The organism is Pseudomonas sp. P4_C1 (assembly GCF_056402155.1).
Window position 1 is genome coordinate 80449 of sequence record NZ_JBFUHY010000002.1, and the last position, 20208, is coordinate 100656.

The window sequence follows — 20208 nt, forward strand, 5'->3', positions numbered from 1 at the left end:
AACAACAAATCGTGTACAACTTTCGATATTTAACTGGAACAATCCACTGGTTTTTTGAGAACATCCTGCTCCGCGCCGTGACCGCAATGCGTCATGTGGTCGCAGAACGACGTAATTAGTCTGATTTTCACAACCGCAATTCATCATGTAGTATGCCGCAGCGCGCACTACATAACGCTGGATCGATGTCTGCCGCAGGCACGTTCGCAACCCTGAAAGCCCTGTCAGCAAGGCCCCAAGCCGTTGATCGGTCCCAACCCAGCCGCCCGTAATGGGCATGTACTGGTAGAGGGGTTTGTGGTTTAAATGGCCAAAGGCTTCATTGTTAAATTGAAGAGCTGAAAAGCGAAATAGCTGAGCAGAGTGAGGCAAGCAATGACTGAACACGTTCAAGTCGGTGGCCTGCAGGTCGCCAAAGTCCTGTTCGACTTCGTGAACAACGAAGCCATTCCCGGTACCGGCCTCACCGCCGATAAGTTCTGGGCCGGTGCCGACAAGGTCATCCATGACCTGGCGCCGAAGAACAAAGCCCTACTCGCCAAACGCGATGATTTCCAGGCTCGTATCGATGGCTGGCACCAATCCCGTGCCGGTCTGCCACACGACGCCGTGGCCTATAAAGCCTTCCTGCAAGACATCGGTTATCTGCTGCCAGAAGCGGCCGATTTCCAGGCAACGACGCAAAACGTCGATGACGAAATCGCCCGCATGGCCGGCCCACAGCTCGTGGTGCCGGTCATGAACGCCCGCTTCGCGCTCAATGCCTCGAACGCCCGTTGGGGCTCGCTGTACGATGCGCTCTACGGCACCGACGCCATCAGCGAAACCAACGGCGCGGAAAAAGGCAAAGGCTACAACAAGGTGCGTGGTGACAAGGTCATCGCTTTCGCCCGTGCCTTCCTCGACGAATCGGCGCCTTTGGCGGCCGGCTCCCACGTCGACTCCACCGGCTACAAGATCGTCGACGGCAAACTGGTGGTCGCCCTTAAAGGCGGCAGCAACACCGGCCTGCGCAACGACGCGCAACTGATCGGCTTCCAGGGCGATGCCGCTGCACCGAGCGCGATCCTGCTGAAAAACAACGGCCTGCATTTCGAAATCCAGGTCGATGCCAGCACCCCGATTGGCCAGACCGACGCAGCCGGCGTCAAAGACATCCTGATGGAAGCCGCGCTGACCACCATCATGGACTGCGAAGACTCCGTTGCCGCTGTCGATGCCGATGACAAAGTGGTGATCTACCGCAACTGGCTCGGCCTGATGAAGGGTGATCTGTCGGAAAGCGTCGCCAAGGGTGGTCAGACCTTTACCCGCACCATGAACGCCGACCGCACCTATACCGCTGTCGATGGCAGTGAACTGAGCCTGCACGGTCGTTCGTTGCTGTTCGTGCGTAACGTCGGTCACCTGATGACCATCGACGCGATCCTCGACAAAGACGGTAACGAAGTGCCGGAAGGCATTCTCGATGGCCTGGTGACTTGCCTGGCTTCGATGCACAACCTGAACGGCAACACCTCGCGCAAAAACACCCGCACCGGCTCGATCTACATCGTGAAGCCGAAGATGCACGGCCCTGAAGAAGCCGCGTTCACCAATGAGCTGTTCGGTCGCATCGAAGACGTGCTGGACCTGCCGCGCAACACCCTCAAAGTCGGGATCATGGACGAGGAGCGTCGAACCACGATCAACCTCAAGGCCTGTATCAAGGCGGCGAGCGAACGTGTGGCGTTCATCAACACCGGTTTCCTCGACCGCACGGGCGATGAAATCCACACCTCCATGGAAGCCGGCCCGATGGTGCGCAAGGCAGACATGAAGGCGGAAAAATGGATCGGCGCCTACGAGAACTCCAACGTCGATATCGGTCTGAGCACCGGCCTGCAAGGTCGCGCTCAGATAGGTAAAGGCATGTGGGCCATGCCTGACCTGATGGCGGCGATGCTCGAACAGAAAATCGCCCACCCGCTGGCCGGTGCCAATACCGCCTGGGTACCGTCGCCGACTGCTGCTGTGTTGCACGCGCTGCACTACCACAAGGTTGACGTGTTCGCCCGTCAGGCCGAGCTGGCCAAACGTGCGCATGCCTCGGTAGACGACATCCTGACCATCCCGCTGGCGGTGAACCCACAGTGGACCTTTGAGCAGATCAAGAACGAACTGGACAACAACAGCCAGGGCATTCTCGGTTATGTGGTGCGCTGGATCGACCAGGGCGTCGGCTGCTCGAAAGTGCCGGACATCAACGACGTCGGCCTGATGGAGGACCGTGCAACGCTGCGTATTTCCAGCCAGCACATCGCTAACTGGCTGCGCCATGGCATCGTCACCGAAGAGCAAGTGATGGAAAGCCTCAAGCGCATGGCGCCGGTGGTTGACCGTCAGAACGCCGGCGACGCGCTGTACCGTCCGCTGGCCCCGAACTTCGACAGCAACATCGCCTTCCAGGCGGCAGTCGAGTTGGTGGTCGAAGGCACCAAACAGCCGAACGGCTACACCGAGCCGGTCCTGCACCGTCGTCGTCGCGAGTTCAAGGCGAAGAACGGGTTGTAAACCAGCTCACTCCACAGCAATCCCCCGGTTGAAAAACCGGGGGATTTTTGTTTCTGCGTCCTGCAAATGCAGAACTATCTCCTGAAACGCAACGCGTTTGCAGCGATGTGGCGGCCTATTCTCGATGCATTCATGAACAAGGCAATTCCAAGGACCGTGATGATGAGAGCAAACAGTTTTTCGCCACCAATGGGTTCGTCGAGTACATACCACGAGGTCAAGATACCCGATATCGGAACAATCACTGACAAGGGTGCAACCTGGCTTGCCGGATACTTCTCAATCATTCGGTTCCACACCCAATACCCGAATACCGTCGCCACATAGGCCTGGAACAGGACAGATACCAGCACTGGAGCAGTTATGTCTGTTAGCAACGTCTGGAAAGGAGCTGCCCCCTTGACCCAGTAAGTCATCAAATATAAAGGAGGCGTTGCATACAGGCTCGACCAAACGACAAAGGAAAATATATCAACCACTTTGCTTCTCTTGACCAGCACATTGCAAAGACTCCAGAACAATGCGCTGAGTAGCACCAGGAAAAGTCCAAAACTTTCGGCACCACCGTGCGTTACATGGATAATGAACATCAGTCCCACCAACGCCATGAGAATGCCGGCCACTTGTATTGCCGTCATTTTTTCGCCAAACAGCAGTACTCCCCAGATGACCGTGAAAAAAGCACTGAACTGCAAGAGCAAAGATGTTACGCCGGCACTGACATCAAGAAACATGCCATAGTTCATCAGCCAACACATTCCAATACCAAACAACAAACCGTAGACTATAGTTACAAAAGTACTGACACCCTTCGGTTTCGGGATGAAAAACACCAGTGGCAATGCACAGAAAGTAAAGCGCAGCGCTGTCAATATGAATGGATCGATGCCATCAAGACTGATATCAATTACCGTAAAATTGCTGCCCCACATGATTGTCACGCCGACAATAAGTACAAGATCGCGAAATTCAATTTTCTTTATCATATCGTCCTCAATGCGATACACAGCCACACAATCCAGAAAGAGTAATGACCTGACCTTTGTCAGTGTTTTATCTACAGGAACTGGCCGCAGATTGAGCACACGACAACCATCGAGATACTCAAGCAACTAGAATCGGAGAACCAAATTGGCAACCTGGATAGTGCTACGACAGACATTATCAAACCAAATACGATATCAAATAAATGCCCGCATCAGCCTTCAAGCGCTGAACGATAACTGAATAATCGAAAGAAGAAAAAAGCTATTTGTGAGTAGCTTTTTCGCAGACGAACCAGATAACTTTAATTACAAATTATTTAATGCCCAATTCGCGTTTTACCAGTGTCAGCAGATGACTGGCATCAATCGGCTTGAGCAGAAAGTCCACCACGCTCAAATGCATTGCGGCGATCGCATCCTTCACGTCGGCGTCACCCGAGACAATGATGATTGGCAATGCCGCCCTTTCCGATTCGCGTACCTGACGGATCAGATCCAGCCCGTCAACGTGGCCCATTCGCAGGTCGGTGATCATTAAACCAATCGAGGGCTTTTTGATCTCTGCCTTGGCCAGCAGGATCTTGAGTGCCGCTTCGCCACTGGACGCCATTACACAGTGAATACGGTCCATCGCCAGAATCTCTGACAGCAGCTCCCGGGCGTCTTCGTCGTCATCGACGATCAGCACCCGTTGCTGCGGCAGGTCAGGTTCCAGCATGACGGCACTCAGCGCTTCGCGCTCGGCGTCGCTCAAAATATCGTGGTCGGACATGGCTTTCCCTATATGTTCAATACTATTCCCTGGCACAGCGGGGAGACATCGCTCAGCGAACTATCAATGTGCACCCCGTCGGATATTTTTCCAATAGCAGGATAGAGAGGTTTTTCTCACAGTTGCGTAAGGTTTTTCCGACATTCCATCACCCTGATTGCCTACCTAGACTTACGTCCAATGGGCACCCCGACCGCAGGGGTCGACCATGTCCTGGTCATCCGACTACAACAATTCAAAAAAAGACTGCGGTAATGGTTATGAGTAAAGCGGACGCCTTCACACAGGCAGGGAAAACCGCGGTGTTGCAGAACATCCAGGGCACGTTGCAATTCCTTCAGCGCTTCCCGCCTTTCAACCAGATGGAACACGCTCACCTGGCGTATCTGGTCGAGCAATGTCAGCTGCGTTTTTACGCCCCCGGCGAGAGCATCATCAAACCCGCCGACGGCCCGGTCGAGCACTTCTATATCGTCAAGCAAGGCCGGGTCGTGGGCGAGCGTCCGCACACGGCCAAGGGTGGCACCGAAACGGTCTTCGAGATCACCACTGGCGAATGTTTCCCCCTCGCGGCGTTGCTGGGTGAACGGGCGACCCGCACCGAGCACCTGGCCGGCGAAGACACTTTCTGCCTGCAATTGAACAAACCGGCGTTCATCCGCCTGTTTTCGCTATCGGATACCTTCCGCAACTTCGCCCTGCGCTGCGTCAGCAGCCTGCTGGATCAGGTCAACCAGCAAGTGCAGCAAAAAGCCGTGGAAACCCTGGGTACCCAATATTCGCTCAATACCCGACTGGGCGAATTGGCCATGCGCCACCCGGTAACATGCGCCCCGCAGACGCCATTGCGCGAAGCCGTGACGTTGATGCACGAACAACAGGTCGGCAGCATCGTGGTGGTCGATGAACTCAAGGCGCCACTGGGGATTTTCACCCTGCGCGACCTGCGTCAGACCGTGGCCAACGGCAGCAGTGATTTCAATGAAGCCATCGAAGGGTACATGACCCGGGCGCCGTTTTTCCTGTCGCCGGATCACAGTGCATTCGACGCGGCGATTGCCATGACCGAGCGGCACATCGCCCATGTCTGTCTGGTCAAGGAGCAACGCTTGTGCGGCGTGGTTTCCGAGCGCGATCTGTTTTCCCTGCAACGGGTCGACCTGGTGCACCTGGCGCGCACTATCCGCAATGCCCAGAAGGTGGAAAACCTGGTAGCGCTACGGGGCGAAATCGGTCAACTGGTCGAGCGCATGCTGGCCCACGGCGCGTCTTCGACGCAGATCACCCACATCATCACCTTGCTCAACGACCACACCGTGTGCCGGGTGATCGAGCTGACCCTCGCCGAAAAAGGCGACCCCGGTGTGCCATTCAGCTGGCTGTGTTTCGGCAGTGAAGGCCGTCGCGAGCAGACCCTGCACACCGATCAGGACAACGGCATTCTGTTCGAAGCCAGGGATGCGGCCCATGCCGCCGAGATTCGCGGCAAGCTGTTGCCAATTGCCCAACAGATCAATCAGAGCCTGGCGCTGTGCGGCTTCACCTTGTGCAAGGGCAATATCATGGCCGGCAACCCAGAGCTGTGCCTGTCCCGGGCCGAATGGGCGCGGCGCTTTGCGGCGTTTATCCGCGAGGCAACCCCGGAGAACCTGCTGGGTTCGAGTATCTATTTCGACTTGCGCGTGGTCTGGGGCAGCGAGCAAGGCTGCGAGCAGTTGCGTCGGGGCATTCTCGATCAGGTCGGCGACAACCGTTTGTTCCAGCGCATGATGGCCGAGAATGCGCTGCGCAATCGCCCGCCCGTTGGGCGTTTCCGCGAATTCGTACTGGCGCGAAAAAATGGCGAGAAGGCCACCCTGGACCTGAAGATTCAGGGCCTGGCACCGTTCGTCGACGGCGCCCGGTTGCTGGCCCTGGTCCACGGTATCGAAGCGAACAACACGCTGGAGCGTTTTCGCCAGTTGGTTGCCAAGGAGGTCATCGATCCCCTGGACGGCGCCGCGTACGAAGAGGCGTATCACTTCATCCAGCAAACCCGCATGCAGCAACATCAACTACAGACCCGGGAGAATTTTCCTTACTCTAATCGGGTCGATCCCGACAGCCTCAATCATCTGGACCGACGCATCCTGCGTGAGTCCCTGCGCCAGGCACAACGCCTGCAAAGCAGCCTGACCTTGCGGTATCAGTTATGAGCCTGTTTTCATGGCTGCGCCCGGCGAGTCCCACCCTCCCGGCTCATCTGCAACATCGGCTGGATCAATTACCGACGGCTGCCGACCTGTCTGAGTGCAGCCTGCGCGAGCAACGCTGGGTGGTGCTCGATCTGGAAACCACCGGTTTGAACCTGAACAAGGACCACGTGTTGTCCATTGGCGCGGTGGTGATCGAGGACGGGGCCATCGACTTTCGCCAGCAGTTCGAACGCACCCTGCAATATCCACAAGTGAAACTCGGCCCCAGCGTGCTGATCCACGGCATTGGCCCCAGCGCCATTGCGGCGGGCAGCGACCCGGCAGAAGCGCTGCTCGACCTGATGGAGTACATCGGAGACAGTCCGGTGCTGGCCTTCCACGCGCCGTTTGACCAGCACATGCTCGGCCGTGCATTGAAAGATCACCTGGGTTTCAAATTGCAGCATCCGTTTCTGGATGTGGCGGACATTGCGCCGCTGCTATGCCCCCAGGCGCACATTCGCGAGGCCGGGCTGGACGATTGGATCGACTGGTTCAAGCTCGAAGTCTTCGAGCGCCACCACGCCAGCGCCGACGCCCTGGCCACCGCCGAACTGATGCTGATCCTGTTCAGCCGTGCGCGACAGCAGCAGATTCATAGCCCGTTGAATCTGCAACAGCGCTTGAATCAGTGGAAGCGCCGGCAGCAGGCGCCGTCCTTCTGACCTATACGCAATCCCTGTAGGAGCGAGCCTGCTCGCGAAAAATCACCTGACACCTCGGTCTTTCCAGAAAACCGTGTCATCGTTGACGATTTTCGCGAGCAGGCTCGCTCCTACAGGGGCCGTCGCCTAATTCCCATCCGACCAACGCCAATTGCTTACCTCCCTCGCCTCTGAGACAATCGCGAACAATTCTCGTTAGTTAATATTTCCCAATCGGTGTGCGGCGTGTCGTCAGTCCCAAGCCCTCAAAATGAGCTCGTCGGTGCGTTGTATCGCGACCATCGCGGTTGGCTATTGGCCTGGCTTCGACGCAACATCGCCTGCCCGCAGCGGGCCGAGGACCTGAGCCAGGACACGTTCGTGCGCTTGCTGGGCCGTGAGGAACTGAAGGTCCCGCACGAGCCCCGGGCATTCCTGGTGGCGATCGCCAAGGGCCTGCTGTTCGATTATTTCCGCCGCGCCGCGCTGGAACAGGCTTACCTCACCGAGTTGATGCTGATTCCCGAGGCCGAACAACCGTCGGCTGAAGAACAGCAAATGATTCTCGAAGACCTGAAAAATATCGATCGTTTACTCGGCAAGCTTTCCAGCAAGGCCCGGGCGGCGTTCCTCTACAACCGTCTCGACGGCCTCGGCCACGCAGACATCGCCGAGCGCCTGGGGGTGTCGGTGCCGCGGGTGCGCCAGTACCTGGCCCAAGGCATTCGCCAGTGCTACATCGCGTTGTATGGTGAGCCGACGTGAATCCGCTCAGTTCCAAACCGGTATCGGCCAACGTGCTGGACGCGGCGATTGCCTGGCAGTTGTCCATGGATTGTGCCAACCCGGTAGAGCGCGAAGAGTTCGCCAAGTGGCACGCGGCCCACGAAGAGCACGCCCGCGCCTGGCGCCAGCTGGGCATGCTCGACCAACGTTTCAGCGTGGCCAGTGGCCCGGCCCGCACGGCCCTGCTGCAATCGCGCGAAGGCATTCGTCGGCGAGTGCGCAAGCTGAGTAGCGGTGTAGCCAGTATCGTTACTGTGATCGGCCTGGCCCTGTTCGCCTGGGATCGTTACCTGCCGATCGACTATTGGCTGGCCGACCAGCGCACCGCCGTTGGCGAGCAGCGCACCCTGCGTCTGGCTGACGGCACGCTGATCAATCTCAATACCCACAGTGCCCTGGATGTGCGCTTCGATGAAAAACAGCGGCGCATCGTGCTTCAGGAGGGCGAAATCCTGGTGGAAACCGGCCATGGCGATCCCCGGCCGTTCATCGTCGAAACCCGTGAAGGCAGCATGCGTGCGCTGGGTACGCGGTTTCTGGTCAAGCGTGAGGAAGACGGAACGCGCCTGAGCGTATTGCAGTCGGCGGTGGCAGTTCACCCTGAATCCACCCCGGACGAACAGATTCTGCGCGAAGGCCAGCAAGTGTTGATCCGCAACAATGGCCTGGGCCCGGTGCTGGCCGTCAACCTCGGCGCGGATGCCTGGACCCGCGGCATGCTGGTGGTGGACAACACACGGCTGGAAGACCTGGTGCATGAAATCGGCCGCTATCGAACCGGTTACGTCGGCGTCGCACGGGAAGTGGCCGACCTGCGCATCACCGGCAGCTTCCCGCTGCGCAACACCGACCTGGCACTCAATGCCCTGCTGCCAACCCTGCCGGTGCAGATCGAACAGCACACGCAATGGTGGGTGAAGGTGGTGGCCAAGGCCAAGGCCAAGCCCTGAAAAGCTTTGTGTCTGATCAACCGTCATCGCGAGCAAGCTCGCTCCCACACTGGAATGCATTTCAAAATGTGGGAGCGAGCTTGCTCGCGATGGCGGCGCTCGACTCCCCGCAAAAACCGGTTTGACCCAATACCAGCCGCAACCGACTTCTGAATCGAAATTATTTTCATCCAGCCCTATCACTTTTTGATTTTCATTCGGCACACAGGCAATTGAGAAATATTTCCATTCAGGAGCCGCTGTATGCCTCGTTCGCTAGACTCCCTGTTGCGCCGCAGTTTGCTGGCGGTCGCCATTGCCCTTTGCACCCCTTTGGCCAGCAGCCAATTGATCGCCGCTGAACAGGCGTCCAGCGTCCGCGCCTACAACCTGCCGGCCGCGCCGTTGACCAATACCCTGAACCAGATCGCCAGCCAGGCGGGTTTGGCCCTGTCGTTGAATCCATCCCTGGCGGCGGGCAAGACCTCGGCGCCAGTCAAAGGCCAGTTCGACGCAGCCGGCGCCCTTCGCGAAGCCCTGCGTGGCACCGGCCTGCAACTGGAGCAGGGCAGTGCGGGCACCTACACCCTGGTGGCCGTGCCCGAGGGTGTGATGGACCTGCCGGCCACCAGCGTGATCGGTGTGCAAGACACTGAAAGCGCCTGGGGCCCGGCACAGGGCTACCTGGCCAAGCGCACCGCCGCCGGCACCAAGACCGACACTGCGCTGGTCGAGGCGCCGCGTTCGATCTCGGTCGTCACTCGTGAGCAGATGGACGACCGCAACGTGCACACCCTCGATGATGCCGTGCGCTACTTGCCGGGCATCACCGCCAGCAGCTTCGGCAGCGACACCCGTTCCGACTGGTTGCGTGTGCGGGGTTTCGAGCCGACTCAATTCCTCGACGGCCTGCCACTGCCAAAAGGTGTGTACTCCAACCCTAAACAGGAAACCTGGAACCTCGACCGCCTGGCGCTGCTGCGCGGACCGGCCTCCTCGGTGTACGGCCAGACCCCGCCGGGCGGCCTGCTGGACATGGTCAGCCGTCGCCCAAGCGCCGAAGCCAGCAGCGAGATCCAAGTGCAATACGGCAGTGACAATCATCGCCAGATCAACTTCGCCAGCACCGGCAAGATCGACGACGAAGGCCAGTTCCTGTACAGCCTCAGCGGCGTGCTGCGCGACGGCGGCACGCCCATCGACCACATCGATGACAAGCGCTACAACATTGCGCCAAGCCTGACCTGGAACATCGACGAAGACACCAAATTCACCCTGCTCACGCAGTTCACTCGTGACGATACTGGTATCACCAGTCAGTTCTATCCGATCCAGGGCACCAAGATCGACATGCCGTTCGGCGAGATCTCCCACCACAAGAACCTGGGTGATCCGAACTACGACTTCTACGACCGCACCTACTACGCGCTGGGTTATGCCTTCGAACACCGCCTGAACGATGTCTGGCAGTTCCGGCAGAACCTGCGCTACACCAAGTCGGAGCTGTCGTTCCAGGCAGTGACCGTCAACAGCTACAACCCTGACTTTGCCGAGTTCGGGTTTGTCGTCGACGATCAAGGCAACACCGGCCGTGGCACCACCAATGTCGACGAAGACATCGCCCAATTCGCCGTGGACAACAACTTCCAGGGCGACTTCATCACCGGCGATGTCAGTCACACCTTGCTGATCGGCCTGGACCACCAGCGCAACACCACCAACTACCTCTCGATCTTCGGCACCGCGCCGGGCATCAACGTCAACGACCCGATCTATGGCTTGCCGATTGAACGTCCGGCACGCTCCACGGCGTTCTACGACTACGAGCAGAAGACCCAGCAGACCGGCCTGTACCTCCAGGACCAGATGGCCCTCGGCCAATGGCGCCTGACCCTCGGTGGTCGTGAAGACTGGGTCCACACCGGTACCACGTTCTTCAACAAGGGCGATGCCACCAACACCGAACGCGACAAGAACTTCAGCGGCAACGCGGCGATCAGCTATGTGTTCGACTCGGGCTTCGTGCCCTACCTGTCCTACGCCGAATCGTTCCAGCCGACCAGCAATGCCGTCGCCTCGCCGACCGAGTCGTTCAAGCCGACTGAAGGCAAGCAATGGGAACTGGGGATCAAGTACCAGCCACCGGGCAGCAACACCCTGCTGACGGCGGCTGTGTATGACCTGACCCAGAAAAATGTTTCCGTTACCAACAACGTGGGCAACGTGACGGTCACCAGCCAGACCGGCGAAGTGAAAGTCAAAGGCCTGGAGCTGGAAGCCGTTTCCGACGTGACCGAAAACCTCAAGGTCACCGCGGCCTACACCCTGGCTAAATCCGAAGTGCAAGAGGGCATCTACAAGGGCAATCGCCTGCAACTGATGCCTAACCAGCAAGCGTCGGTGTGGGGCGACTACAGCTGGCACAACGGCGTGCTGGATGGCCTCGGCATCGGCGCCGGCGCGCGCTACACCGGCAACACCTACGGCGACCAGGCCAACACCTGGCTGGGCAAGGCCGGTGCCTACACGGTGTTCGACGCGGTGGTTCACTACGACCTCGGTCGCCTCGACAACAGCCTCAAAGGCGCTTCGCTGGCCGTTAACGCGACCAACCTGTTCGACAAGGACTACATCTCGACTTGCGACAGCTTCTACTGCTACTACGGCGACCAGCGCAGTGTCGTCGCGAGTGCAACCTACAAGTGGTAACGCATTGAGCTGACACGCCCAATGACCAGGCCGTCCTTCGTGGACGGTTCTGGTTTTTCTGAAGGCTATGAAATGAAAAGTAAAACAATTCGCCGCTGGTCCGCGATCCACACCTGGACCAGCCTGATTTGTACGGTGTTCCTGTTGCTGCTGGCACTGACCGGCCTGCCGTTGATCTTTCAGCACGAGATCGACCACTTGCTGGGCGATGCGCCTGAAGTGAAGGAAATGCCGGCGGTTACCCCGCACCTGAATTTGCAGCAGTTGGTGCAGGCCGCCGAGAAGCATCGCCCTGACGAAGTCCTGCAGTATTTCGGCTTCGAGGATGATGAGCCCAACGCGGTGCTGACCATCATGGCCGCGACCGCAGGCACCGAGCCGAACTCGTCCCACACCTTCATGCTCGACGCCCGTACCGGCGAAGCGCTGGAGACGCCATCGGCCAACGGCGGTTTCACGATGACCATGCTGCGCCTGCACGTGGACATGTTTGCCGGCTTGCCGGGCAAGTTGCTGCTGGCGTTCATGGGGATTCTGTTCGTGGTGGCGATCGTTTCCGGCACGGTGCTGTACTTGCCGTTCATGCGCCGCTTGAAGTTCGCCACCGTGCGCCAGGACAAGTCCACACGCCTGCGCTGGCTCGACCTGCATAACCTGATCGGTGTGGTGACGTTGACCTGGACCCTGGTGGTCGGCGTGACTGGCGTGATCAGTGCCTGCGCCGACCTGATCATCGCCGCCTGGCGCAACGACAGCCTGAGCGCGATGGTCGCGCCGTACCGCGATGCACCACCACTGACGCAACTCGCGCCCGCGACCCGTTTGCTCGACATCGCCAAGGATGTCGCGCCGGGCATGCAGCCGGACTTCATCGCTTTCCCAGGCACGCGCTTTTCCAGCGAGCACCATTACGCGGTGTTCATGAAAGGCAGCACGCACCTGACTTCGCACCTGCTGACGCCGGTACTGATCGACGCCAGCACCCTGCAAGTCACCGCCGTGGCCGAACGACCGTGGTACATGGACGCCATGGGCATGTCGCAGCCGCTGCACTTCGGTGACTACGGCGGCATGCCGATGAAGATCCTCTGGGCGACCCTGGATGTGCTGACCATCATCGTGCTCGGCAGCGGGGTCTACCTGTGGGTGGTGCGGCGCAAGGCTGCCAGGCCGGTGCTGGAAAAAGCGGAGAGCATGGCATGAAGCCCCGGCAGTCGAACTTCTGGAAGGTATTTGCCATTCCGACCGTCATCGCGGTGCTCAGCGCGACAGGGTTGTTTGCCGCGTTGCTCGGGGATGGTGTGTGGGATTCGTTGAGCTGGTTGGGCTTGGGCATCACGGCTGTGCTAGCCCTGCGCGGCCTCCTGCAACGCCGCTGATCCCTGTGGGAGCGAGCTTGCTCGCGATAGCGGCCTGTCAGCCAGCATTGATGTTGAATGTCAGGCCGCCATCGCGAGCAAGCTCGCTCCTACAAGGGTGTTTGCCATCTTGAGCTATCGCTCCAACGCGCTATGCTGCCCGACACTGCCACCGATCGAGACGCTGCCATGTCCGCCCCGAGCATGACCCTGTACCACAACCCGCTCTCTCCCTTCGTTCGCAAAGTCATGGTGTTGCTCCACGAAACCGGTCAACAGAATCGCGTGGCGCTGCAAAATTGCGTACTGACGCCCGTCGCCCCGGACCTTGCACTGATCGATGACAACCCCCTGGGCAAAATCCCCGCCCTGCGCCTGGCCGATGGCAATGTCATCCATGACAGCCGGGTCATCCTCGACTACCTCGATCAGCAGCACGTCGGCAATCCGCTGATCCCCCGCGAAGGCTCGGCCCGCTGGCGCCGTCTGACCCTCGCTTCGCTGGCCGACGGGATCATGGACGCCGCCGTGCTGGTGCGCTACGAAGTTGCACTGCGCGCCCCGGAAAAACACTGGGACGAATGGCTGGACGGCCAACGCGAAAAGATCCGCCGGGCGTTGGCTGTGCTGGAAGCAGACGCCATCGCCGAACTCACCAGCCATTTTGATGTGGCCGCGATCAGCGTGGCCTGTGCGCTGGGTTATCTGGATCTGCGCCACCCGAATCTGGAGTGGCGCGAAGCGAATCCAAAGCTGGCGGGCTGGTATTTCGAGGTGAGCCAGCGAGCGTCGATGCTGGCGACGATGCCGAAGGTTTGACTTCAGAAAGGGCAAAACCCTAGCAGTTCTGATAGGTAGGCAATGGCTGGGAAAGGATTGATGCTAAAGGTTCGGCTTTTTCGTCCTTTGCACGGAGCTTCAGTCAATGCCTACCTCTACCCATCAACGCCTCCTGGCTCGCTACCACTACGATCCGATTGATCGGCTGGTCGATAGCGCACCTTTTCTACAACCCACCATCAAGCGTTTTAACTGTGGGACTCGCCTGAGTACTGAAATTCAAGGCGATGTACAACGCAGCATCATGCAGCATGACGACCAGCTGCTGGCGCAACTGCAGGGCGAGGGTGGCAAGGTGATCACCACGCTGCTGGCGACTGATCAACAACGTTCAATATTGAACGCGCTCAATGCAAACCAGCCTCATCCCCTCGCCTACGAGCCCTATGGCCATCGAACACCAGAAAGTGGATTGCTCAGCGTGCTCGGATTCACCGGCGAACGACCGGATCCGGTGACCGGACATTATCATTTGGGAAGTGGGTATCGGCAGTTCAATCCAGTGTTGAAGCGGTTTAACAGCCCGGACACCTGGAGTCCGTTCGGGGAGGGTGGACTCAATGCCTATATGTACTGTGGCGCAGATCCAATAAATCGGAGCGACCCGACAGGACACTTTGGCGTAGGTGTTCTAAAGATAATAGGGTTGGGTCTTAGTGCAGCGGGCGGCGGGATCTCTCTAGTGGGGACGATGCTTGACAATGATACTACCGAATATATTGGATTGGGCATTATGGCGGCAGGTACAGCTTTGTTTGCCGGGGCGACATTCTATAAGAAAATTAATTCTCGTGTCACACGCATTATAGGGAACCGCCCTCCTCCTTCATACGATGATCTACTTCCTGCTGGCCACCAAAACCTTTCACGACCTGTCATAGTGAGTGCGGACATAGAGATGCACAGTTTACCTCGCACCTCCTCTACTTCTTCCAACTTTTCACTCCCCCCCACCTATGATGAGGCCATGAGAAGGGGCAGTTTGCCTCAGCTCACTTCAACTGTTCGCCGTAGCACCAATCAAGCAGGCTCTTTAGTAGCCCCCTCATCGTCACCTAGAGGCAGCTTGCAGTTCGAAAATGCAGCGAATATTCGAGGCGAAAGGACAAATTGAAGAATAAAAACATGCCTTGAGCTGGCTGCAACTAACTAAGGCGACCTAACTAAGGTGACCCCAACTAAGGTGACAGATTTATTTAAATAAAAACATAAAACAAGCGGGCAGGTGTTAACCCAAAAATCTGTCCCGCTTCGTTTTTTGCGAACATTTCTCCAGTATTATTTCTTCTCGGCTCAACTCCCCTGTGGGACTGAGCCTGCTCGCGATAGCAATATCAACAACGACCGACTACCTCAATCATTCCTGAGCCTGCTTCATCCCCAAACAATCAATCGACCGATCAACCATGGCCTTGGCGATCTCCAGCAAATGCCACACGGAAAAGACCATGGTCCTGTCTGCGCCTTTCAGGTGGTCACCGCACTGATAGGCAGTGACAGAGGCACAGCGCAGCAGGTCGGCGACATAGAGTTGGCTGTCTTCGAAACTCACGTCATCACTGACGTTGTAAAACCGGAGCTCATCCGGTGCCGACGGCTGTTCGCCGGTCAGGTAGAAGTCGATTGCCCGGTAGAGTGCTGAGCGGTCTCTGAGCAGATCGTCGTTTCTGGTTGCATTGGAGGGTGGATCGGGGACTGGCTTTTTCATTGGTAAAACTCCAAGGTGATAGTAGGAGCCAACCGATTTCGCGACTAAACGAGAGGGGTGGCGGCTGCGCACAGGTTAGTCGACCGGTCACCTGGAACCCGGCGCACCCGAAGGTGCCCTGCGCACAGCCACCATAGATTTCAGGCGATAAAAAACACCTGAACAGAGGTAGCGCTGTACGCCAAGTGATAGCCGGGCGACTAAACCCGATCACTGATGAGCAGTGACGGACGAAGACTAGGCACGGAAATCGGTCGGCGCAAGCGTGCGAAATAATCTAGGAAACGTCCTGCAAAAGGAAGGGATTAGCGCTGTAGGAGGCCAGTTTTTCCTGTAGGAAAACTTACTTTCCGACGAGAGAAGAACCCTGTCTGGGTCAACAACGGGAGAGAAGTTTGACTCTGGGAACGATGTCCAGAGAGGAAGTTTTAGCTAGCTGTACTTGCCTCATCGCGAGCAGGCTCACTCCTACTTTTGATCCGTGAAACATGCACGCCTTGTGTTCGCTTGAGATTCTTGAGGGCTTGCAGAAAGGGCAAACCCCTAACAGTTCTGATAGTAGGCAACGACTGAAAAAGGAACGAAGCTGAACGCTCGGCTTTTGGACCTTGCAAGGAACTCAGTCAATGCCTACCCCTACCCGCGAAACCGTCTTGAGTCGCTACCACTACGACCCACTCGATCGCCTGGTCGATAGCACCTCCCTTGAACATTCCACCATCCAGCGCTTTTACTGCAAGACCCGCCTGTCCTCCGAAATACAAGGCACAGTGCAGCGCACTGTCGTGCAGCACGACGACCAACTGTTGGCGCAGCAGCAGCGCGAGGGCTGCAAGGTCGCTGCCACGTTGCTGACCACCGACCAACAACGTTCGGTATTGAATGCGCTGGACGCGACTCAACTCAATGCCCTCTCCTACTCACCCTACGGCCATCGTCCACGAGAAAACGGGTTGCTCAGTCTGCTCGGTTTTAACGGCGAACGGCCGGATCCGGTGACCGGGCATTATCATTTGGGGAATGGGTATCGGCAGTTCAATCCGGTACTGATGCGGTTTAACAGTCCGGATAGTTGGAGTCCGTTTGGGGCCGGGGGGCTGAATGCTTATGGGTATTGCGCGGGAAATTCGATTAACCACAGTGATCCGACGGGGCATACAATTTCAGCACTTTCGAGATTAGCACCGCCACCTCCACCGAGACCCGTAAATCTAGGGTTTCAAAGAGCAAGAGGTGCCACTACATCTAAACCACTGATGAAATCTTCTACAACAGCCTCACCGAAAAATAGTCAAGCCCTGACAAAAAGAAGACACTCCGACACATTCGACTCGTTAGCGGCCAATGAGCGAAAAATTAATGACGCCATTATTAATAACACTCAAAAATATGACCTGATTGGCTATCACGGCTCAACAGAAGAACACACAAAAAGTTTGGCAACAGGTTTAAGTGCCAAATATATGGGCTCACGAAATGGCACCGATAGTGGGCGGGGTTTCTACGTAACCCCAGACTACGAATCAGCTGTAGGATGGGCTACAGTTTCGAAACGAGCAGAATCCAGTTCACCAAAAATATTCGGCGCTTACACGAGGAACTTTGAAACTCTTAAGCCAGGTCGTGACTACAGCGTCAATACTGAACTTAACTCCGCACTAAAAAATCATGTGCAAATTATTATAAAAGAACCTGCCTATAGCTCTGTACGTATAAAAGCCATCCAAAACAAACAAAGTGCCATTCGACTTCACTCACATGAAGCGCCGTTTTAATCCGGCGCATCGCCTGTGGGAGCATCAGCAATAGACCTCTTGGCTCCCATCATTCAACAATCCGGTTTATCCGCTGTAAATCTTCTCGCTGGATTCACCGCTGCCCCAAACTCACGCAACGCCTTCGCCCCAATCAGCAACGGATAATTAAAACTACTGCGATCAGTCAGATTGACCTCAACCGTGCGCTTGACGTTACCCAGGCACAGCTCCAGATCGACCACTGGACGCTTCGTGGGAGCGACTACTTCGCTGTCATCTTCCTCCTCTTCGGAACGGGTCTTAATCTTGCTGATGCGCGCTATCTTGTGTTCGTAGACCTGATTGCCCGCATCCTTGGTGCCGAGGCGGAAACGCACCCAATCTTCGCCGTCACGCTTGAAAGTTTCGATGTCTTTGGCCGACAGCGACGCGGTCAGGGCGCCGGTGTCCATCTTCGCCTTGAGGACCTTCCCGCCGATTTCCGGCAGGGCAATGTATTCGTAACGCCCGTACAGGGTCGGCTCGGCGGCCATGACCGGCAGGGCGATGAGAGAGAGCACTGCAAGAAGGGATTTCACGTGATGGGTTTCCATGAGAGTAAGCAGTCGGATTTTAGACCGTCGTTCGCTTGATCGTTCCCACAAGGTTACCGACCCGAAAGTGAAACATTCGTCACCGCCGATTTGGCCTGTCGTCCGAAGCTGCTTATCATTGCGCGCCCAACCGCCTCCACGAGTGACTTATGCGCCGCCTGCTCACCGGCTGTTTCGTGACCCTGCTGCTTGTGCTCAACACCCTGATCCTGATCGGGCCACTGCTGGTGTTTGCCCTGCTCAAGCTGGTCCTGCCCGGCCGTTTTCGCGATTACGCCTCATGGGTGGTGATGTGGATCGCCGAGACCTGGTCCGAGATCGACAAGCTGATCTTCCGCCTGTGCATCCCCACCCAATGGAACATCCGTGGCGGTGACGATCTGCGCCGTGATACCTCGTACCTGGTGATCAGCAACCATCAATCCTGGGTCGACATCCCGGCGCTGATCCAGACGCTGAACCGGCGCACGCCATTCTTCAAATTCTTCCTCAAGAAAGAACTGATCTGGGTGCCCTTCCTGGGCCTGGCGTGGTGGGCGCTGGATTACCCGTTCATGAAGCGCTACAGCAAGGCGTTCCTGGCCAAACACCCGGAACTGGCGGGCAAGGATCTGGAGATCACCAAACAGGCCTGCGAGCTGTTCAAGCGCCAACCGGTAACCGTGGTCAATTATCTGGAAGGCACGCGGTTCACGTCGGCCAAACGCGCTCAACAGCTATCACCGTTCAACCACCTGCTCAAGCCCAAGGCTGGCGGCGTGGCGTTTGTACTGGCGGCGATGGGCGAACAGCTGGATGCGATTCTCGATGTGACGGTGGTTTACCCGCAGCAGAAGATTCCGGGGTTCTGGGACTTGATCAGCGGCGATGTGCCAAGGGTCATCATCGAAATCCGAACCCGCGATCTCGACCCGGCGCTGTGGCAGGGCGATTACGAAAACGATCCGCTGTTTCGCGAGAAGGTCCAGAACTGGGTCAACCAGCTCTGGATCGAGAAGGATCAGCGCATTGCTGAACTGAAAAGCGAGCGCCGCTGAATCAACTGCCGGTGCCGGCACCCCAGATCCCGCCCAGGCTGCTCAGCAGCGAACCGCCGACGCCCTGCTGGCCGAGGTATTGCAGGAGCACCGGGGTAAACAGGCCGATCATGCCGCTGTCCATGCCCAGGGCGCTGAAGGCGTTGTTCAGGTCGTTGGTGTTCTTGACGTTACCCAGGGCATTGTTCAGCCCTGCGGCTTTGCCGCTGGAGCCGAGCAGACCGGCCAGTGCACCCAACTCACCGCCGCCCGAGAGCATGTCGATGCCCGGCACGCTTTTGGCCAGTTCCGAGTAGTCGGTCGAACTCAACTGGTTCTTCGCCAGCCCCAGCATCGCCCCGGCGCCGCCGATGGCTTGTTGTGGGGTGATGTTCAATTCACTGAGGGTGCTTAGCAGGTCGGCTGTCTGCGGCGCCGGTGCGGCAGTCGCGGCCGCGTCACCACCCTTCATGCCCGAAATCGCATTGGCCGCATCGCTCAGGCTGAACTGCGCAAAGGCAGGGCTGGCGGACAGTGCCAACAGCGAAGCCAATGCAATGCCGCGTGAAATCTTCATCCAGACATCCTCTTGAGCCATGAAACCATCCGAAAACCGGCGGTAAAACTGCCGGTTTGACCAGATATCCTCAATCATGTTCCTTACCGCGCATCCGTTTTTACCCCGGTCACGTATAACAAACGTTAAACCCTGGATGCCGCGAGACGAATAAAGCGCCAACACAACCTATCAATACTGATAGTACCCACCGCAGTTCCACTCCCCCAACATGACGACTCCAAACCATGTAAAGGAGTACATCATGATACGTAAAACACTCGCGGCAAGTGCCGTACTACTGTCGGTATTCACAGCCAACGCCCTTGCGGCAACCACTATGTGTCCGTCAGTTGCAAGCATCACACAAAAGCAGGAGGAACAAGGCTACAGCTACTCCGCCCCCGGGCCGAACGGCCGCGTCTGGGTAGGTGAAAACCCCTATGCCAGCGAGGGAGATCTTGAAACCTTCGTATTCACCGGAGCGCTCTACCGGACCGTCAGTTCCGAAGGTAATACGGATGTAGTTTCGTGTGATTACGAGGGTGACGACTGGTACGCGTTTGCCAGGATGACGTTGTACTCCTTCAGAGAGTGGGCTCCCGTCAAGGGCACAAAATGGGAGGCGCAACCCATTAAAGAAAAGGCCGGCGCGTCCAACAAAGCCAAGTCCGTTGAACACTGCGATTCACGGGTCGAAAAGGAATGTGAGTTCAACTACAGAGTCCTGACCATGCCACCAACAGGCCATTGAACACAAAAAAGGG

At 57.5% G+C, this 20208-nt stretch carries 18 protein-coding genes; 13 read left to right on the forward strand and 5 right to left on the reverse strand.

All coding sequences use genetic code 11. The features are described from left to right. The first annotated feature begins 375 nt into the window (after positions 1-375). Positions 376-2553: a malate synthase G gene (locus AC1DU9_RS01835; protein WP_477809679.1), complete on the forward strand. Its 2178-nt coding sequence runs from the start codon at positions 376-378 to the stop codon at positions 2551-2553. A 74-nt stretch (positions 2554-2627) separates the two neighbouring features. Here AC1DU9_RS01835 and AC1DU9_RS01840 read toward each other — a convergent pair whose 3' ends face one another. Continuing rightward, positions 2628-3539: an EamA family transporter gene (locus AC1DU9_RS01840; RefSeq protein ID WP_223456860.1), complete on the reverse strand. Its 912-nt coding sequence runs from the start codon at positions 3537-3539 to the stop codon at positions 2628-2630. A gap of 313 nt (positions 3540-3852) precedes the next feature. After that, the gene (locus AC1DU9_RS01845) at positions 3853-4311 is read right to left on the reverse strand and encodes a response regulator (RefSeq protein WP_223456859.1); all 459 of its coding nucleotides are present in this window, start codon (positions 4309-4311) and stop codon (positions 3853-3855) included. Positions 4312-4565: 254 nt separating this feature from the next. Between AC1DU9_RS01845 and AC1DU9_RS01850 the strand changes: the two genes are divergently transcribed. The 9 genes from AC1DU9_RS01850 (at position 4566) to AC1DU9_RS01890 (ending at position 14925) form a co-directional block, all read left to right on the forward strand. After that, positions 4566-6506, forward strand: a complete 1941-nt coding sequence (locus AC1DU9_RS01850) for a putative nucleotidyltransferase substrate binding domain-containing protein (protein ID WP_223456858.1) — start codon at positions 4566-4568, stop codon at positions 6504-6506. Continuing rightward, positions 6503-7210, forward strand: coding sequence for a 3'-5' exonuclease (locus AC1DU9_RS01855; RefSeq protein WP_223456857.1), 708 nt, complete (start codon positions 6503-6505; stop codon positions 7208-7210). The genes AC1DU9_RS01850 and AC1DU9_RS01855 overlap by 4 nt, the downstream gene beginning before the upstream one ends. A 225-nt stretch (positions 7211-7435) precedes the next feature. Further along, the gene (locus AC1DU9_RS01860) at positions 7436-7954 is read left to right on the forward strand and encodes an RNA polymerase sigma factor (RefSeq protein WP_223456856.1); all 519 of its coding nucleotides are present in this window, start codon (positions 7436-7438) and stop codon (positions 7952-7954) included. Then, entirely contained in the window at positions 7951-8925 is a 975-nt protein-coding gene (locus tag AC1DU9_RS01865; RefSeq protein ID WP_477809680.1) for a FecR family protein, read from the forward strand. Before AC1DU9_RS01860 ends, AC1DU9_RS01865 begins: the two co-directional genes overlap by 4 nt. Before the next feature lie 243 nt (positions 8926-9168). After that, positions 9169-11613, forward strand: coding sequence for a TonB-dependent siderophore receptor (locus AC1DU9_RS01870; protein WP_477809681.1), 2445 nt, complete (start codon positions 9169-9171; stop codon positions 11611-11613). Between the two features lie 72 nt (positions 11614-11685). Then, a complete protein-coding gene (locus AC1DU9_RS01875) occupies positions 11686-12816 on the forward strand; it encodes a PepSY-associated TM helix domain-containing protein (protein WP_477809682.1) in 1131 nt (376 codons plus the stop codon). Continuing rightward, positions 12813-12992, forward strand: a complete 180-nt coding sequence (locus AC1DU9_RS01880) for a hypothetical protein (protein WP_223456850.1) — start codon at positions 12813-12815, stop codon at positions 12990-12992. Before AC1DU9_RS01875 ends, AC1DU9_RS01880 begins: the two co-directional genes overlap by 4 nt. A gap of 168 nt (positions 12993-13160) precedes the next feature. Then, on the forward strand, positions 13161-13790 hold the full coding sequence (locus tag AC1DU9_RS01885) for a glutathione S-transferase (RefSeq protein ID WP_223456848.1): 630 nt from the start codon (positions 13161-13163) through the stop codon (positions 13788-13790). Between the two features lie 106 nt (positions 13791-13896). Next, a complete protein-coding gene (locus tag AC1DU9_RS01890; protein WP_477809683.1) occupies positions 13897-14925 on the forward strand; it encodes an RHS repeat-associated core domain-containing protein in 1029 nt (342 codons plus the stop codon). Between the two features lie 243 nt (positions 14926-15168). Here AC1DU9_RS01890 and AC1DU9_RS01895 read toward each other — a convergent pair whose 3' ends face one another. Next, positions 15169-15519, reverse strand: coding sequence for a DUF6124 family protein (locus AC1DU9_RS01895; protein WP_223456844.1), 351 nt, complete (start codon positions 15517-15519; stop codon positions 15169-15171). Positions 15520-16145: 626 nt separating this feature from the next. Here AC1DU9_RS01895 and AC1DU9_RS01900 point away from each other — a divergent pair. Further along, positions 16146-17294 carry an RHS repeat-associated core domain-containing protein gene (locus tag AC1DU9_RS01900; RefSeq protein WP_477809684.1) on the forward strand — a complete coding sequence of 383 codons (1149 nt, stop codon included), beginning with the start codon at positions 16146-16148 and terminating at the stop codon, positions 17292-17294. Positions 17295-17347: 53 nt separating this feature from the next. Here AC1DU9_RS01900 and rloA2 read toward each other — a convergent pair whose 3' ends face one another. Then, positions 17348-17854 (reverse strand): retropepsin-like aspartic peptidase RloA2, encoded by a 507-nt coding sequence (rloA2, locus tag AC1DU9_RS01905; RefSeq protein ID WP_223457005.1) that lies wholly within the window; start codon positions 17852-17854, stop codon positions 17348-17350. Between the two features lie 164 nt (positions 17855-18018). On the opposite strand from rloA2, the gene AC1DU9_RS01910 reads away from it, so the two are divergent. After that, positions 18019-18906 (forward strand): acyltransferase, encoded by an 888-nt coding sequence (locus tag AC1DU9_RS01910; protein WP_223456840.1) that lies wholly within the window; start codon positions 18019-18021, stop codon positions 18904-18906. Between the two features lies 1 nt (position 18907). Here the strand turns inward: AC1DU9_RS01910 and AC1DU9_RS01915 are convergent, their stop codons facing one another. Further along, positions 18908-19462 carry a DUF2780 domain-containing protein gene (locus AC1DU9_RS01915; protein ID WP_223456838.1) on the reverse strand — a complete coding sequence of 185 codons (555 nt, stop codon included), beginning with the start codon at positions 19460-19462 and terminating at the stop codon, positions 18908-18910. Positions 19463-19706: 244 nt separating this feature from the next. Between AC1DU9_RS01915 and AC1DU9_RS01920 the strand changes: the two genes are divergently transcribed. Next, a complete protein-coding gene (locus AC1DU9_RS01920; RefSeq protein WP_223456836.1) occupies positions 19707-20195 on the forward strand; it encodes a hypothetical protein in 489 nt (162 codons plus the stop codon). The last annotated feature ends 13 nt before the right edge of the window (positions 20196-20208 follow it).

Excerpts from the sequence above, each read along its gene's own strand:
- AC1DU9_RS01875 (WP_477809682.1), top strand. The coding sequence starts at position 11,686 with ATGAAAAGTAAAACAATTCGCCGCTGGTCCGCGATCCACACCTGGACC.
- AC1DU9_RS01895 (WP_223456844.1), bottom strand. The coding sequence starts at position 15,519 with ATGAAAAAGCCAGTCCCCGATCCACCCTCCAATGCAACCAGAAACGAC.
- AC1DU9_RS01885 (WP_223456848.1), top strand. The coding sequence starts at position 13,161 with ATGTCCGCCCCGAGCATGACCCTGTACCACAACCCGCTCTCTCCCTTC.
- AC1DU9_RS01845 (WP_223456859.1), bottom strand. The coding sequence starts at position 4,311 with ATGTCCGACCACGATATTTTGAGCGACGCCGAGCGCGAAGCGCTGAGT.
- AC1DU9_RS01840 (WP_223456860.1), bottom strand. The coding sequence starts at position 3,539 with ATGATAAAGAAAATTGAATTTCGCGATCTTGTACTTATTGTCGGCGTG.
- AC1DU9_RS01870 (WP_477809681.1), top strand. The coding sequence starts at position 9,169 with ATGCCTCGTTCGCTAGACTCCCTGTTGCGCCGCAGTTTGCTGGCGGTC.
- AC1DU9_RS01900 (WP_477809684.1), top strand. The coding sequence starts at position 16,146 with ATGCCTACCCCTACCCGCGAAACCGTCTTGAGTCGCTACCACTACGAC.
- AC1DU9_RS01890 (WP_477809683.1), top strand. The coding sequence starts at position 13,897 with ATGCCTACCTCTACCCATCAACGCCTCCTGGCTCGCTACCACTACGAT.
- AC1DU9_RS01835 (WP_477809679.1), top strand. The coding sequence starts at position 376 with ATGACTGAACACGTTCAAGTCGGTGGCCTGCAGGTCGCCAAAGTCCTG.
- AC1DU9_RS01910 (WP_223456840.1), top strand. The coding sequence starts at position 18,019 with ATGCGCCGCCTGCTCACCGGCTGTTTCGTGACCCTGCTGCTTGTGCTC.
- AC1DU9_RS01850 (WP_223456858.1), top strand. The coding sequence starts at position 4,566 with ATGGTTATGAGTAAAGCGGACGCCTTCACACAGGCAGGGAAAACCGCG.
- AC1DU9_RS01880 (WP_223456850.1), top strand. The coding sequence starts at position 12,813 with ATGAAGCCCCGGCAGTCGAACTTCTGGAAGGTATTTGCCATTCCGACC.
- AC1DU9_RS01855 (WP_223456857.1), top strand. The coding sequence starts at position 6,503 with ATGAGCCTGTTTTCATGGCTGCGCCCGGCGAGTCCCACCCTCCCGGCT.
- AC1DU9_RS01920 (WP_223456836.1), top strand. The coding sequence starts at position 19,707 with ATGATACGTAAAACACTCGCGGCAAGTGCCGTACTACTGTCGGTATTC.
- AC1DU9_RS01915 (WP_223456838.1), bottom strand. The coding sequence starts at position 19,462 with ATGAAGATTTCACGCGGCATTGCATTGGCTTCGCTGTTGGCACTGTCC.